Genomic DNA, 15,602 nt, shown 5'->3' with positions numbered 1-15,602 from the left:
ACATACACAAGGACGCAACATGGCTCACGCACCGCAAATCAAGATCCCCGCCACGTACCTGCGTGGCGGCACCAGCAAGGGTGTGTTCTTTCGCCTGCAGGACCTGCCGGAACGCGCGCAGGTGCCCGGCGCCGCACGCGATGCATTGCTGCTGCGCGTGATCGGCAGCCCCGACCCCTATGCCAAGCAGATCGACGGCATGGGTGGCGCCACGTCGAGCACGAGCAAGACCGTGATCATCTCGCAAAGCACGCGGCCCGGTCACGACGTCGATTACCTGTTCGGTCAGGTATCGATCGACTCGCCATTTGTCGACTGGAGCGGCAATTGCGGCAACCTGTCCGCCGCGGTGGGACCGTTCGCGATCAGCAACGGCTTTATCGAGGCCAGCCGCATTCCGCGCAACGGCACGGTCACCGTGCGGATCTGGCAGGCCAACATCGGCAAGACCATCGTCTCGCATGTGCCGATCACCGATGGTCAGGTACAGGAAACCGGCGACTTCGAACTGGACGGGGTCACCTTCCCTGCCGCCGAGGTTCAGCTCGAGTTCATGGACCCGGCCGCCGATGAGCCCGACGCGGGTGGCGGTTCGATGTTCCCGACCGGCAACGTGGTCGACGACCTCGTGGTACCGGGCGTCGGTACGCTCAAGGCGACGATGATCAACGCGGGCATTCCGACGATCTTTATCAATGCGGAGGCGATCGGCTACACCGGCACCGAGTTGCAGCGCGACATCAACAGCGACGCCAAGGCGCTGGCGATGTTCGAGACCATTCGCACGGCCGGCGCGCTGCGCATGGGACTGATCAAGGACGCGTCCGAAGCCAAGACGCGCCAGCACACGCCCAAGGTTGCGTTCGTGGCCAGGCCCGCCAGCTACGCGGCCTCGAGCGGCAAGCAGGTCGAAGCCGGCGACGTCGATCTGCTGGTGCGCGCGCTGTCCATGGGTGTGCTGCATCACGCGATGATGGGCACCGCGGCGGTGGCCATCGGCACCGCGGCCAGTATCCCGGGCACGCTGGTGAACCTGGCCGCCGGCGGCGGCGAGCGTGAGGCGGTGCGCTTCGGCCACCCGTCGGGCACGCTGCGTGTCGGTGCCGAGGCAAAACGCGTGGACGGCGAATGGGTGGTGACCAAGGCCATCATGAGCCGCAGCGCGCGCGTGCTGATGGAAGGCTGGATCCGCGTGCCGGGCGACGCGTTCTGAATCTTCCGATAGCGCGGGATTGCGGGTAGTCATACGGGTAAATGGCGCCTTGGAAAGGGCGCCGCCTGCCGATATAGTGCTCCCTCCAAGATCCGGTGGCACCGCTTCACGAGAGTCGGCGCCTCCGCTAACAAGGAGGGGAACATGAACCGCAAGACCCGCAGTATTCATCTCTCGCTGCTGTCGGCAGCACTGCTGTCCGCAAGCCTGCTGACCACATCCGCCCAGGCGCAACTCGCGCCGTCCGCGCAGCCAGCGGCCCAGCCGGGCGCCACCACCGAAGCGCGCAAGGCCAATATCGTGATCATCGGCACCGGGGGTACGATTGCCGGTGCCGGCGCATCCGCTACCAACACCGCCGCGTATCAATCGGCAGTGGTACCGGTCGACAAGATCATCGCCTCGGTGCCCGAGATCTCCAAGGTCGCCAACGTCAAGGGCGAGCAGATCTTCCAGATCGGTTCGGAGAGCTTCAACAACGAACGCCTGCTCAAGCTCGGCAAGCGTGTCTCGGAGTTGCTCAAGCAGCCCGACGTCGATGGCATCGTCATCACGCACGGCACCGACACCATCGAGGAGACCTCGTACTTCCTGAACCTCACGCTCAAGAGCGACAAGCCGGTGGTCGTGGTGGGCTCGATGCGCCCGGGCACCGCGCTCGGCGCCGATGGCGCGCTCAACCTCTACGATGCGGTGCTGGTCGCATCTAACCCGGCCTCGCGCGGCAAGGGCACGCTGGTCGTGCTCAACGACGAGATCCAGACCGGCCGCGACGTGACCAAGAGCAACACGTTCAAGACCGAGACGTTCCGCTCGCCGTTCGGCCCGCTCGGCTATGTGGTGGAAGGCCGCACGCTGTACTACCGCCTGCCCGCGCGGCCGCACACCGTGCAGACCGAGTTCGACATCGACCGTATCGACAGCCTGCCCGAGGTGGCCGTGGTGTACGCGTACGGCAACGTCAATCCGGCCAGCATCGATGCCGCCGTGAAGAATGGCGCGAAGGCCATCGTCTACGCGGCCACCGGCAACGGCAGCGTCGGCGACTATATGGTGGAGCCGCTCAAGGCCGCGCGTGCCAAGGGCGTGCAGATCGTGCGCGCGTCGCGCACCGGCAGCGGCGTGGTGATCCGCAATGGCGAACAACCCGATGACAAGTACGACTGGATCGTGACCGACGATCAACTGCCGCAGAAGGCGCGCATCCTGATGGCACTGGCGCTCACGCGCACCAACGATCCGAAGGCGCTGCAACAGATCTTCTGGAAGTACTGATCCGCAATTTCGCGCATCGGCCATTTCGCATGGCTCGTCTTGCCGCTAGCTTGGATGCATCGCAACTCGCTAGTGAGCAAGACGACGATGACCCGCGCACTGCCCCGCGTACTGCCCCGCGTACTAACCCGCTTACTAACCCGCTTACTGCCCCTCACGCTTTGCCTGGCCTGTAGCGCGCCAGTGCTGGCGAACCACGACGAACCGCAGCGCAGCAGCTGCCTGATCGCCAGCGACAACGGCTACTACGGTGCAGGCGGCGCGATGCCGGCACGCATCTGCCTGGGTCCGGACGAGGACGTCGATCTCACGATGGGGCAACCGGACGCGTCGCGGCATTATCCCGTCAACCGTGTCGAGGTGGCCCCCGGCCAGGAACTGATCGTGTCCGATCGTCCTGGCTTCGGTGGACGCATATGGCGTCTGCGACGATCGTTGCACGGCGCCGAACTGCGGGCGCAGGGCATCCCGCGGCATGCGCTGGCCTCGGCCCGCGTGGTCGCGACCGCCTGCTTCTACGAACACGATGCATTCGACGGCAAGGCGCAATGCCTCGGGCCCGGCCCCATGCACAAGCGACTGGCGCGACTCGACTCGTCGGTGTCGTCGATCCGCGTGCCGCCGGGCTTCAGTGTGGCCGTGTTCCGGCGTGTCAGCGGCCTCGGCAAGGCGGCGCTATACCACACCGACGTCGACGCGGAAACGCTGCGGCGCGATGGCCTGCATGACGCCATTCGCGCCGTGCAGGTCCTGCGCATCCACCCGGCCTGCACGAAACAATGCCCCGTGGCCGGCAGCGATGCGTGGGATCTCGATGCCATGCACGACACCACACCGGACGGCGCCACGGGACACACGAGCGTGACGTTCGATCTGGCCGCGGGCCGCAGTTTTGTGGTCGACTACGGTGGCATGCTGCGGCTCGACGTGCGCAACAGTCGCATGATCGTGTCGACGGGCCGCCCCCGCCGTGACGAATACCAGCGCTTCGACGCGCGCACCCGCTATCTGACGCTCCAGATCACCGCTATGCCCGGCAGCACCGATCTGCTCGCTCAACTGATCCAGACGGACGCACACGACGTGCCGGTCGCGACGCACATCGTACAGGAGCCGCACTCGGCGCCGACCCACACCCTGCTATCGGTACGCAATACCGCAAAGGGCGTGCTGGCGCTGGCGCCGCTGATTCAGCGCCTTGAATGGACCATGCCACAACCGCAGCCGTCAGCCCGGCATTGATGCCATGCGCCGCATTCCGCAGGTTGCCACCGCGGTCCTCTCTCTTCTGGTCCTTGGCATGGCCCCGCGGGCGAGCCATGCCGAAGCCTGCCTGTTCGATTCCGAAACCGCCACCGAGCCCTATCTGTGCGTGCCCGACGACAGTATGCTGCGCGCTCGCCACGCACGACTCTGGCTGTCTTCGGATCATTTTCCGCTGCGCAAGATCGAGGTGGCGCCAGGCTCAGTCGCCTACCTTTCCGATCAGGAGGAGTTCGACGGGACGACCTGGGCGGTAACCGGCACGCTCGGCGAGTCAGCGCTGCAGGCGCGCGGCATTACGGCGAAGTCGGCCACCGTGGTAGCGGTGAGCCCCGCCGCCTGCTTTTATCGAGGCACCCGGTTCACAAGCAAGCGACTGTGTTTCCCTCCGGGGCCACTGCGCACCTACACGCCGGATCTGTTCGCTTTCGCGTCGTCGGTTCGCGTTCCGGCCACCCTGAGCGCCACTGCCTTTACGGATTTTCGCGGGCGCGGCAGTATGGCCACGTTCCGCGGCAGTCTCGACGGCAGGGCCCTCGAGACCGCCGACATGTTCCAGCGCATCCGTTCCGTCCATATCGCGCGTCAGAAGCCGCCGCCTGTACTTGGGCCGCTGGTTATTCCAGGCGGCGACGCCTACGACCTGTCTTCGATCTTCCGCGGGCACATGCTGCCGGGCGCGGGCAATCCGTATGTGGGCATGGTCTTCGATGCGGATCCTGGGCGCGATATCGAGGTCACCTACGGGGCGCGCGTGACGGTCCGCCTGCGCAAGCAGTCGGCGCTGGTACGCATGCTCGACCCCATTTCCGACGAAGCGACACTGCTGCCCGACAAGCGCACCCGATACTACGTGGTCGCTATCGAGCTGCGTCCCGATAAATCGGCTTCCATGGTGGTCATGCAGGTTGCCGACGACCATGACCTGATCCAGGCCACGCCGTGGCTCGATATCCCGTGGGACGTGCCCGTCGACACGGTGCTCTCGGTCCGCAATGCGTCGTCCAGTATGGCGGTACGGGCGGTGAGCATGCTGTTCGAGGTTGGACCGTCACACGACCGAAGCGTCCGCGCTGCCCATTGCGAGCGCATTGCCCTCAAAAATTGCCGCGCCGTGCCGCCACGGCTCACCACGCCGACGCCGCAGCCGTTGGCACCGCTGTCCGGACCGCCCAGCCAGACACCGCTTCCGCACACGCCGATACCGCTTGCATCGCCGCCGTCGGACACTGTTCTGCTGACCAACATCGGCGTGAGCGGCAATCCGATGGCAGTCGCCGCCGCACAGCGGGCGTGCGCCATACCGCTGATGTGGGGGCGACGCCCACTCGGGCTGCCGGACAAGGACTACTGCGTGAGCCGTGCCATCACGATCGTCACGATGTATCAGACCCTGTTCAACGACCTATGGCGCCTCGACGCCTTCACCGCGGTGATCGACAACATCCTCGCGCGTGGCACCACCGGACTTCGGGCGACGGACGCAAGCTCCGAACAGGCGTTGGTAGACGCCGTACGCTGGCAAACGGGTGCCAACGACACGCGGCGCGCGGATGCCCTCGCGGCCTTTCATCACGCGAACCTCGTTCGCGCCTATTCGGTGGTGCGCACCATGAACCTGGAGGGTGCCACCGCGATCGGGCACGCCGCGCAGTCATCCACGTCCGGCATCTGCGGTGGCGTCAAACGTTCGATCGCTACCATGCGTACGGCGGCGCTAGGCCGATACGACCTCGACCTGCAGCAATACACGCCGCTGGACGTCCGGCCGCGCGTGTGGCGCAACGGGCAATGGGTCGATGCCAGCGATGCCTTCGAAATCACCCGGGTGCAGGCGGGACAGCTCGGACGCCAGCGCCAGGCCGTGGACACGGCGCACGCGTGGCAGCGCGATTATCTGCTGGCCATGCGCCCTGCCGCCTTGCGCACAGCGCTCGGCGACGATTGTCCCGAGGGCAGCGGCTACACGGTGCGCGACTTTCTCGCCTCGACCGGTCTCTCCGCCGCGATGGGCATCGAGGCAGCGGTACGCGATAACGACGAAGATAACGAGATCCTGTTGGTGCGGTATCGTGGCGCGCCGGTGGCCATGCTGCTCGGCACGATTCCGAGGCACGGTTCGCTGGAGGCCGAAATCACGCTGATGGTCAGCGCGCCGGCCAATGTCCTGCCGCCGCACGGTGATGGCACGGTGCGCGGTGCCGCCAGCGCAGCCCTGCAGGAATTCCTGAAGTACTGCAAGGAGCGCGGCATGACCGCGGTGCGCGTGGAGGCGGTGACCGAGCCAAGCGCCGCCATTCACCAGCGGGCGGGCTTTCGACTATTAGACGATCTGACCACGGTGACAACGACGCCGCCAGGCTGAGGGCGCTGGCCCATTTGCATGCATTTGACCGCTACCGGCGTATGGCCGTCGGCGGGCCGCGCGGGTCGAGCCCGTATAATGCGGGCTTGTTGCTACACGATAACCCGCATGCCCGCCGATTCGTCCAATCCTCTGATCTCCACCACCGCCGCCGCAGCTGCCGCCAGCGTGGCCGAGGACAAACGTTCGGGACTGTCACCTGATCGGCCCGATAGCCCGTGCATTGGCATCTGTTCGACGCTGTTCGACGAGATTTGCCAGGGTTGTGGCCGCACCGCGACCGAGGTCAGCAACTGGGTGTTCTTCAGCGAAGAGGAAAAGCGCGTGATCTGGGCGCGCATCACCGCCGAGGGCACCGCGCGCCGGTTTCGCTAGGCAACGCGGGGAATCCGGGGCGGCCGAGCCCTTCGCCGTTACCGTCGTCGTTATAGTCGCCGCTATAGTCCCGCCCGCTCCAGCCAGCGCGCAAACGCCTGCGCCCCGGCCGCCGCCACCGACGCTCCAACTTCCTGCGTGCGCGCGCGTATCGTGCGCGGATCGATGCCGGCCTTGCCGAGTTCAACGGTATGTCCGATCAACCAGGTCTCGATATCGCCTGCACGCACCTCGGGGTGGAACTGCAACGCCAGCACGCGCTCGCCAATCGCATACGCCTGATGTTTGACCGCATCGGTCGAAGCCAGCAGCGTCGCGCCCTCCGGCAGATCGAACGTATCGCCATGCCAGTGCAGCACCTGCCAATCCGCTTCCGCGAGCGAGGCCAGCGGCGAGTCCTTGCCCGCCTCCGTCGGTGTGATCGGTGCCCAGCCGATTTCACGCGTACCCGGATACACCCTGGCGCCCGATGCCCGCGCGATCAGCTGCGCGCCAAGGCACACACCGATGACCGCTCCGCCGGCACGTAGTCGCTGCCCGATGATGTCCACTTCGCCATCGAGCCACGGATAGACCTCCGATTCATACACGCCGATCGGGCCGCCCAGCACCAGCAGCAGATCGGCGGGATCCCGCACGATCGTCGACAGATCGTCCACGCCCGCCTGGAACACGCGCAGCGTGTGGCCGCGCGCCTGCAGGACGTCGCCAATGACGCCCGGGTGTTCGAATGCAACATGCTGAATGACATCAGTGCGTAAGGGACGCCCGATCTGGCTCATGAGAACGACTCCGATTTCGTACTAGCGCATGGTGCCACAGCTTTGTATCCGTGCTGTATCCGGGGTCAATCCACTTATCGTAAAGACGCCATAGATCCGCGGATGGGGACTCCATATATTGGGGCAGCCTCAACGAACGAGACCTTGCATGAAACCACTCGCGCGACTCCGTCCTTTCATTCGTGGCATGTCGGCCTGGCTGGCGGCCGCCGGTCTGTTGGCGCCCCCCGTCACGGCAGGCGCCGCCTCGAGCGAGCCCGACCGATGGATCGCTCCGCCGCCATCGTTCATAGCGCGTACCGGTGTGGCATGTTTCTACGCGCAGCCAAAGCATGCGGGGCACTTCCAATGCCTGCACCCCGGCCCCCAGTTGAGCACGCTTCCCGAGCGCATGGACAACGCTATCTCCTCGATGTGGATTCCGCCCAATATGCGCGCGTGGGTGTTCGACGAACAATGGGGCGATGGCCGTGCGGCCGTATTTACCGGCGACGTCGACATCGACGCGTTGCGCGCCCAAGGTATGCAGGGCCGCATCCGGTCACTGCAACTGGCGTGGGCAACGCCGAACTGCCTTGAGGGCTGCAAGATCCAGTCGGGCGAGGCCTATGATCTGCCCGCGCTTTTTGGCCCGGCATGGACAACCCGGCAGCCGAAACAAGTCCTCCTGGCCTTCGACCTCAACGCAGGCAAGGTCTTCCGCGTCGACCATGGAGACAACGTCCAGCTTGTGTTCAACGAACGGCACGCGAGCCTGATCTCCGGAGCGCCGAAAAGAATCCTGACGCACCTCCGCTATTCGCCGGAAACACGGTACGTGATTCTGGCCATGAGCCTGACCCCCGATCATTCCAATGAAGTGCAGCTCATCGAAAGCGACGTCCAGCGACGCTACCTCCGATCCTCGCCGATCGTCAGCCTGCCGTGGCCGGAAAAATTCGGGGCACTGATGTCGAACAAGGTACCGGACGTTGTTGCCAATCGAACGTCTCCGCGGCTGACGAGTGCCATCTTCCGTCTGGGCGATTCCGGCGTGTCGCCGCGGCGTTCCCGACGCAGCCTCGGCTGCGATTCGGCGCCCGAACTGATTAGCGTCGTGAATTTTTTCCTCGGCCTGTGCGCAAGTTCGTCGCACCCGGCGTTGGCGCCGGCGCCGTCGGAAGCGCCCGCACCATTCAGACTCGTGAGGGTGTACGGTGCCGGTCGCAATCCGATGGCGATGATGGGCGCCGCGCGCGCATGCCGAATTCCGCTGGACTACGCCCTCGCGCCCCGCATGAAGCGCGATACGGTGCCCTCTCTCGCTTGCCTGTCCCGGGCGACGTTGATCATCACGCTGTATCAGGCGTTGTTTCCGCGCCAGTGGGATCTGGCGCGTTTTACGCGCATCATCGATCGTGTCCTGACCGATGGCAACCTCGGCGAGCCTGTGGCAAATACGCGGGACGCGGCGACATTCGTCAGCGCGGTCAGACAGCAGACCAGTACCATCGACACGCGACGCGCCGACGCCATCAACGCGTTTCACGGGGCCAATGCCGCGCTCGGAACATTGGGTATGTGGTCGCCTGCAACGTCATCGGCGCGCTGTACGGCCGCCGACATGGCCGGAGGCGTATCCGCGGCCGCACACGCTCGCACGGCAGCTACCGGCCTGTATGAGCTGGATCTCGCGGACCACGTTCCACAAGCGGCCGTTGCCCGCGTGCGGCACGGCGGTACGTGGATCGCATCCGAGACGCCTTTCACGCATACGATTGTCGACACAGACGATGTCGATGCGCTACGACAGATCATCGACACCACGGCACGCTGGCACGCCAGCTATCTGGCACACGAGCAGATGCTGCCATTGACGGCGGCCACTGATTGCGCTGAACGAGAGCGGCGAAGGCTGGCATTCACAGCAACATCGATCGCCCACAACATCCACGGCGACGCGCACGGCGGAACCAGCGACGGCACGATCTTTATAGTCGTCCGGCACGGGGACACCATCGTATCGATCCTGCAGGCACAGCGTCAGGACCATACCATGCGGATCGTCGACACGCTGAGCGCGCCGGACAACGTGCTTGTCCCGGAGGCGGAAGGCGCGTTACGCGGGGCCGGCGCCTACGCGCTGCAGCAACTGTTCGCGTACAGCCAGGCGCGCGGCGTGCAAACCGTGACATCGGAAGCGGTCACGGAGCCTTCTGCGCTGCTGAAGGTGCAGGCCGGCTTTCGCCGCACAGGCGATCTATGATGCCAGGCGCGATCCGCGCAGCCATCATATCCTGCAACCATCATTTGGCAGCCGCCTGCCGGGCGGGCTGGAGCACGAGTGTCTCGAACGCCGTGCCGCGGGGTGGGCGCGCGCCGATTGCAATCGACTGCACCGCGGCCCACTTGTCGGTCCAGTCCCGATAGTGCGGCGAAAGCGCATTGCCCGACTGCCCCGTGGAGCTCATAAAGCGCGACGCCGGCAGGTCGGACAAATCGTAGAGCGCGCGCAGGCTCGCCGCATGTGTGCTCTCGAAGGGCGCGCGCTCGTCGCGCAGGCTGTGCCGGCCGACATCGATCGTAAAGGTATCGCCACCGGTCGGCACGCGGATATTGAACAGGCTCGACAGATACGGCACCTTGCCGAATGGCTTGTGCTCGGCGCGCGCGGTATGGGCCTGGCCCCAGTTCCACTTTTCAGGGTCGCTGCCATAGCGGGCATCGAGATCGGCGAGCGCGCGCGTCCAGGCGAGGCCGATCATGTCGGCACAGGTTTCCTTGTCGGGGGTACGTGTGTCGTCGCACCAGTACGCGCCGAGCCTATCGGGGTCACGCAGCGCGTTCATCATCGGCTGCTGCACGTTGCGCTGCTCCCACAGGCGCTGGAATTGCGCATCGCCCACCTTGTCGAGGAACATCAGCCGCGATAGCTCACGCAGCCATGCGGTGACCACGAGCGGTTCGCTGCGATTGGCCTGCATATTGCCGTCCCACTTGCGCAGCGCGTCCAGCAGCGCCCGCTCACGCGCTGGCGTCTTCGCATCGCTCGCCACTGGCGCGGCCAGCAGCAACGGCAGCGCCTCACGCACGGCCAGCGACACGGTATCCCGCTGGATCGCGGCAAAGCTGTCGAGCGTATGACGCGGCGTGGCGGCCAGCAGCGTGCGAATGCGGTCGTAGCGATATGGCACGGTCCATTCGCTCGTCAGGAAGTATGGATAGTCGTTGCCAACGATCTTCTGATTGGCGGTGACGATCATGCCTTCGGGCGGATTGAAGCTGCGCGGCAACGCGTCGAACGGCACAAAGCCATCCCAGTCGTAGCGCGCGTCCCAGCCCGGCGCGGGGGCCAGTCCCTTGAGGTCGTTGTCGGCGCGGCGCAGCGGCACCCTGCCCGGCGCGATAAAGCCGATATTGCCATCGACGTCCGCGTACACCATGTTCTGCTGCGGCGCGTGGAAGTCGCGCAGCGCCGCGACGAACGTGTCCCAGTTCGAAGCCTGACCAAGCTTCAGGCTGGCCTCGAAGGTCTTGTCGTCGGCCCGCAGCGCGGTCCATTGAAAGGCCACCACATACTGCGCGCCGAGCGGCTGGGCCGCCGCCGCGATCGGCGCCGCCACATCGGACAGCACCGGCCCGTGACGCGTCGCGCGAATCGTCAGCGTGACGTCGGGCGCGTCCTTGACGCGGATGGTCTCGGTGCGCGTCTCGAACGCGGCCCATCCGTCCGGCGTCTGGTAACGATCGGGATGACCGGGCCGAACGCGCTCGATATAGAGATCCTGCACATCGGGCGCGGTATTGGTAAAGCCCCAGGCAATGCGTTGGTTGTGGCCCAGCACGACGAGTGGCGCGCCCGGTAGCGTGGCCCCCGCGACGTCGAGGCCCGGAGCCTGCAGCCGCGCGAAATACCATAGCGCCGGCGCCTGCAGCCCCAGATGCGGATCGTTGGCGAGCAACGGTTTGCCAGACGCCGTATGCGCGCCCGACACGACCCAGTTGTTCGAGCCCATGCCCTCGACATAGCCCGGCGGCGCCTGCTCGACGACGCGCGCCAGCGCGGTGGAGAGCGGCGCCAGCCGGCGATAGAACGCCGCATAGTCCATCGTGCGCAGCGGCGCGTCGCCGGGATACGGCGCGAGAATCTCGGCGATGCGCGCGGTCGGCAATTGCTGCGCCAGGCCCATGCGCAGCACCTCCTGCGTCCAGTTGCCGCCGAGGTCCCACGCCATCATGGTCTGCCAGCCGATGGTGTCGGCCGCCTCCCAATGCTCGGGCCGCGCGCGCAGGATCAGGAATTCAGGTGGCAGCGGTCCCTTGCGGGTATCGATATACGCGTTGACGCCGTCGGCATACGCCTGCAACACGGCGCGCACCTCGGGCGAAGCCTGCGCGACGATGGCCTCGGCATTGCGCCGCACGCCCAGCGTGCGCAGGAAGCGATCGGTCTCGAGGCCCTTCTCGCCCACCATTTCGGCCACGCGCCCCGCCACGATGCGCTTGTTCATCTGCATCTGCCAGAGGCGGTCCTGCGCATGCACGAAGCCCAGCGCGTAATACGCATCGAGCGCGTTGGCGGCCGCGATACGCGGCACCGCGTTGCGATCGCGCACGATCGTCACGCGGTCGCGCAAGCCGGTCAGCTGCAACGTGCCGGCCGTACTGGGCTGCGAGGCCTGCCGGTACCACACATAGCCACCAATCACCGCGGTGGTCGCGATCACCAGCAGCGATATCAGCAGCCAGGCCAGCCTCTTGATCCAGCGCATGCGGTCAGCTCTGCTTTTTCAGTTGCAGCGACTTGTATTCGAGGAATTCCTCGAGCCCGTACACGCCGCCCTCGCGGCCATTGCCGGATTGCTTGAAGCCGCCGAACGGCGCATTCATATTGAACGGACCACCGTTGATATCGACCTGCCCGGTGCGCAACCGCCGCGCCACGCGCAACGCGCGGGCCTCGTCGCCCGACCACACGCCGCCGCCCAGCCCATACAGGCTGTCGTTGGCGATGCGCACGGCGTCATCCTCGCTGTCGTAGCAAATGATCGATAGCACCGGGCCGAAGATCTCTTCCTGCGCGACCGTGGCTTTCGGGTCGACATTGCCGAGCACGGTCGGTCGCACGTAGAAGCCTCGATCGAGCCCGTCGGGATTCTCGGTGCCACCGGCCACGAGCTCGGCGCCTTCGTCGAGCCCACGCTGGATATAGCTGACCACGCGTTGCTTCTGCGAGCCCGAGACCAGCGGCCCGAGCCGGCCCGCATCGGTCAGCGGATCGCCGACCGTGAAGCCCGCCACGACCTTGCGCGCGATCTCGCGCACCGCGTCATACCGCGCGCGCGGCACCAGCATGCGCGTATGCGCGGAACAGGTCTGTCCGGAGTTGAGATAGCACGCATTGATCGTGCCTTTCACCGCTTGCTCAAAGTCTGCATCGTCAAGGATCACCGAGGCCGACTTGCCACCCAGTTCCAGCGCGACGCGCTTGACCGATTGCGCGGCCAGCTCGGAGACGCGCTTGCCCGCGCGCGTCGAGCCCGTGAACGACACCATATCGACTTCGGGATGGCTCGCCAGCACCTCGCCGACCACCGGCCCATAGCCGGTCACGAGGTTGAACACGCCTGGCGGCAGACCCGCGGCCTCGATCACTTCGGCCAGCACGAACGCGTTGAGCGGTGCCACTTCGGACGGCTTGAGCACTACGGTGCAGCCCGCCGCCAGCGCGGGCGCGACTTTCAGCGTGATCTGGTTGAGCGGGAAATTCCACGGCGTGATGGCAGCCACCACCCCCACCGGTTCGCGCACCACCAGCGAGTTGCCGAGTTGCTCCTCGAACTTGAACTGCTCCAGCAGCGTCGCGGCCTGGCCCCAGTTGTAGACCGGCCCGCCCACCTGAATCGCACGTGCGAGCTTGAGTGGCATGCCAACCTCGCTGGCGATCAGGCGCGCCAGCTCTTCGGTACGATCCTTGAGACCTTCGGCGATCTTGCGCAGATAGCCGGCGCGCACGTCCACGGGCGTCGCCGCCCAGCCCTCGAAGGCGGCGCGCGCGGCCGCGATCGCGTCCTCGGCATCGCGCGCATGGCCCTCGGGAATCCTGGCAAGCACCGATTCGTCGTTGGACTGAATCACGTCGATCCATCCCGTGCCATGCGGGCTGACCCATGTGCCGTTGATATAAAGCTTGTCTCGTTGCTGCATGGCCACAGTTCTCCCAGCGGTGAATTGGCGTTGCAATGCTTTTTTGTTCGATTTGCGTCGTGCACGCCATTGTAGAGCGGATTGGGACATCCTACTTTCGGGGGGGCGGGCAAACCGGGAGGGCGGCCGGTGCCTGCACGGTGCGATCATGCGAACAAACAAAATAGAGGAGCGGGAAATGGTCAACCCGGTTTTTCACAAAACGGAAGCGGGACAGGAGGAGATTCGCACGCGCGCACGCAAGCTCGATCACAAGCTGCGGGCGCTGCTGCTGATCGTCAACGGGGAGCGGGACCAGTCGGCCCTGCTGGAGCAGGTGGGGGGCATGGGCGTGGGGCAGGACGCCGTCGATACCCTCCTTTCACTGGGGCTGATCGAAACGTCGGACCTGGCCGCGCCAGCGTCCGCGAGTCCCGTGGGCAGCGCGGCTACGGCATCCGTGCCCGCCGCCGATCGCACTGACGCAGGCGCCGCCGCTGCCGCTGCCGAAGTGGCAGGCGGCGATGGCTATCGCGAGCTCTATCACTTCTACACCGAGGTCATCGGTCACCATCTGGGCCTGCGAGGTTATGTGCTGCAGGTGAAGGTGGAAAAAGCGGCGACGCTGGTGGAGCTGGCCGCGCTACGCGATACATTCGGTGTGGCGCTGCTGAAGGCCAAGGGCGACGTGACGGCGCACGCGATCATCGGCGAACTCGATCAATTGCTCGCGCAGCATGGCGTGTTGGGCGTCGTGCGTTAGCCCCGGCGAAGCGCGCGTTTCTCCAGTTTCGCGGCATTACGATAGCGGGCGGACGCGGGCATGACTACCGTTGGCAGATGCTTGCCCGTCTGCTCCTGCTGCTCGCCACCACGGCCTTCACGGTAAACCACGCGCACGCCGACGCATCGGTACGCTGCATGCCGCGGCAGCGCGTGGCTGCGCAACTATTCCTGGGTATCCCCTGTGCGGCGCACGCCGACACCACGCCTGACGTGTCATCCGCGTGCATGCCCGAAGGCGCCCCCCCGAACGAACACCCCCGTCACGCGCGCGGGACCGACCTGCCGCTCACCCGTTGCGCGCGACGCGTGGCATGGGTACTGGCGCTGTTCGGACAGATGATGCGGCCGCACTGGAACACGGCGGACTACACGTGGATGCCGCGCACATTCGATTATTCCGTGCGCCGGGCCCGGCTCAACGACGTTCCCTATGCGGACCTGGCACCAGAATTGCGGCAGGCCTTTATCGATGCCGTCCATGGCGCTCTAGGGCCTGACGATGGCCCGGTGCCGTATGTCACCATCACATCCGCCAGTGACCCACGCATGCGGCAACCCATCTCCGCCGTGGCCGCGCTCGATCTCGAGACCACCGCCGGCCGGTATTTCGATCATGTCCCGGCCGCCGACCTGCCGCTGCCCTACGGTCCCACCCCCGGCGTTCGCATGGACGTCGATAGTCCGGCATCCATCGGTGTCTATGGCTGGGATATCCGTGCACGATGGCCCACCCCGGGCGCCCCACTGCGCTGGCGCGTCGCGCCGGAAGGCCCCCGCTGGCAAACCGATGGCGTGCATCGATTCACGCATGACATCGTTGACAGGCGCGCCACCGGCGCCGAACAACTCGATGTTCTGGAACCGGAGGCCGTGAACCCCGATACCATTCAAGCTGGGCTGCGCGAGATCGTGGAAGTTCTGGATGGATGGCGGCTCTTACCTTTTACACCCTACCGGGATGGCGCCCTGCCGGGAAACGTCCGCCTGCTGGCAGCGACTGCCAAGCAGGCCATCACGACCGTGCGAGAGGCCGCGCGCGCGCCGCCGGTGCTCGGTTCGGTGCGCCATGTGTTCGTGGTCATTCGTCTCGCGGGTGCCGTTCAGGCTGTGCTATACGGCTCCATTGGCCGCTTCGCCCTCGGGGTCGCCGAGATCCACGCGATTGCGACGCCGGCGCGAAACATGTTCCCGCATCTGCCGCTGACGCCCGTCACGTACCGGCGCGAGGCGGTACGTGGCGCCGCCGCCCATGCGATCCACAGTTTTGTCACCTATGCACAAGACCGTGGTGCAACGATGTTGCTCTATATCGGGCAGGACCTGCCGGCGGCACCGCAGATCCAACGGGTACCGCCGCACGACGAACTGTGAGGCGGCA

11 protein-coding genes are annotated in these 15,602 nt (G+C 65.9%); 8 read left to right on the top strand and 3 right to left on the bottom strand.

Annotated features, from left to right (window positions below; all coding sequences use genetic code 11):
- Positions 1-19 precede the first annotated feature (19 nt).
- From prpF to LDO41_RS03850, 5 genes are all read left to right on the top strand, one after another.
- Positions 20-1,213, top strand: a complete 1,194-nt coding sequence (gene prpF, locus LDO41_RS03870; RefSeq protein WP_223982076.1) for a 2-methylaconitate cis-trans isomerase PrpF — start codon at positions 20-22, stop codon at positions 1,211-1,213.
- A 144-nt stretch (positions 1,214-1,357) separates the two neighbouring features.
- Complete coding sequence (locus tag LDO41_RS03865) at positions 1,358-2,488, top strand: asparaginase (RefSeq protein ID WP_223982073.1); 1,131 nt, start codon at positions 1,358-1,360, stop codon at positions 2,486-2,488.
- A 183-nt stretch (positions 2,489-2,671) separates the two neighbouring features.
- Positions 2,672-3,730: a hypothetical protein gene (locus LDO41_RS03860; protein WP_223982071.1), complete on the top strand. Its 1,059-nt coding sequence runs from the start codon at positions 2,672-2,674 to the stop codon at positions 3,728-3,730.
- 4 nt (positions 3,731-3,734) lie between these two features.
- Entirely contained in the window at positions 3,735-6,116 is a 2,382-nt protein-coding gene (locus tag LDO41_RS03855; RefSeq protein WP_223982069.1) for a GNAT family N-acetyltransferase, read from the top strand.
- Positions 6,117-6,224: 108 nt separating this feature from the next.
- On the top strand, positions 6,225-6,491 hold the full coding sequence (locus LDO41_RS03850; RefSeq protein WP_223982067.1) for a DUF1289 domain-containing protein: 267 nt from the start codon (positions 6,225-6,227) through the stop codon (positions 6,489-6,491).
- Between the two features lie 62 nt (positions 6,492-6,553).
- Here the strand turns inward: LDO41_RS03850 and LDO41_RS03845 are convergent, their stop codons facing one another.
- Positions 6,554-7,273 (bottom strand): glutamine amidotransferase, encoded by a 720-nt coding sequence (locus tag LDO41_RS03845; protein WP_223982065.1) that lies wholly within the window; start codon positions 7,271-7,273, stop codon positions 6,554-6,556.
- 391 nt (positions 7,274-7,664) lie between these two features.
- Here LDO41_RS03845 and LDO41_RS03840 point away from each other — a divergent pair, with 391 nt between their 5' ends.
- Positions 7,665-9,518 (top strand): hypothetical protein, encoded by a 1,854-nt coding sequence (locus tag LDO41_RS03840; protein ID WP_223982062.1) that lies wholly within the window; start codon positions 7,665-7,667, stop codon positions 9,516-9,518.
- Between the two features lie 40 nt (positions 9,519-9,558).
- Here LDO41_RS03840 and LDO41_RS03835 read toward each other — a convergent pair whose 3' ends face one another.
- Positions 9,559-12,024, bottom strand: coding sequence for a penicillin acylase family protein (locus tag LDO41_RS03835; RefSeq protein WP_223982060.1), 2,466 nt, complete (start codon positions 12,022-12,024; stop codon positions 9,559-9,561).
- A gap of 4 nt (positions 12,025-12,028) precedes the next feature.
- Positions 12,029-13,459 carry an aldehyde dehydrogenase family protein gene (locus LDO41_RS03830; protein ID WP_223982058.1) on the bottom strand — a complete coding sequence of 477 codons (1,431 nt, stop codon included), beginning with the start codon at positions 13,457-13,459 and terminating at the stop codon, positions 12,029-12,031.
- Positions 13,460-13,637: 178 nt separating this feature from the next.
- Here LDO41_RS03830 and LDO41_RS03825 point away from each other — a divergent pair, with 178 nt between their 5' ends.
- Together LDO41_RS03825 and LDO41_RS03820 are read left to right on the top strand one after the other, a co-directional pair.
- Positions 13,638-14,201, top strand: a complete 564-nt coding sequence (locus LDO41_RS03825; protein WP_223982056.1) for a hypothetical protein — start codon at positions 13,638-13,640, stop codon at positions 14,199-14,201.
- Positions 14,202-14,278: 77 nt separating this feature from the next.
- Positions 14,279-15,595 carry a hypothetical protein gene (locus LDO41_RS03820; RefSeq protein WP_223982054.1) on the top strand — a complete coding sequence of 439 codons (1,317 nt, stop codon included), beginning with the start codon at positions 14,279-14,281 and terminating at the stop codon, positions 15,593-15,595.
- The last annotated feature ends 7 nt before the right edge of the window (positions 15,596-15,602 follow it).

It is taken from the genome of Cupriavidus pampae, assembly GCF_914271485.1.
Taxonomy (GTDB): Bacteria; Pseudomonadota; Gammaproteobacteria; order Burkholderiales; family Burkholderiaceae; genus Cupriavidus; species Cupriavidus pampae.
The sequence above is the reverse complement of the archived record's forward strand: the minus strand, read 5'-3'. Positions and strand labels throughout refer to the sequence as shown.

Bases quoted from the DNA above. Each gene is read 5' to 3' on its own strand.
- LDO41_RS03835 (WP_223982060.1), bottom strand. From the start codon at position 12,024: ATGCGCTGGATCAAGAGGCTGGCCTGGCTGCTGATATCGCTGCTGGTG.
- LDO41_RS03830 (WP_223982058.1), bottom strand. From the start codon at position 13,459: ATGCAGCAACGAGACAAGCTTTATATCAACGGCACATGGGTCAGCCCG.
- LDO41_RS03840 (WP_223982062.1), top strand. From the start codon at position 7,665: ATGGACAACGCTATCTCCTCGATGTGGATTCCGCCCAATATGCGCGCG.
- LDO41_RS03820 (WP_223982054.1), top strand. From the start codon at position 14,279: ATGCTTGCCCGTCTGCTCCTGCTGCTCGCCACCACGGCCTTCACGGTA.
- LDO41_RS03865 (WP_223982073.1), top strand. From the start codon at position 1,358: ATGAACCGCAAGACCCGCAGTATTCATCTCTCGCTGCTGTCGGCAGCA.
- LDO41_RS03825 (WP_223982056.1), top strand. From the start codon at position 13,638: ATGGTCAACCCGGTTTTTCACAAAACGGAAGCGGGACAGGAGGAGATT.
- LDO41_RS03850 (WP_223982067.1), top strand. From the start codon at position 6,225: ATGCCCGCCGATTCGTCCAATCCTCTGATCTCCACCACCGCCGCCGCA.
- LDO41_RS03845 (WP_223982065.1), bottom strand. From the start codon at position 7,273: ATGAGCCAGATCGGGCGTCCCTTACGCACTGATGTCATTCAGCATGTT.
- prpF (WP_223982076.1), top strand. From the start codon at position 20: ATGGCTCACGCACCGCAAATCAAGATCCCCGCCACGTACCTGCGTGGC.
- LDO41_RS03855 (WP_223982069.1), top strand. From the start codon at position 3,735: ATGCGCCGCATTCCGCAGGTTGCCACCGCGGTCCTCTCTCTTCTGGTC.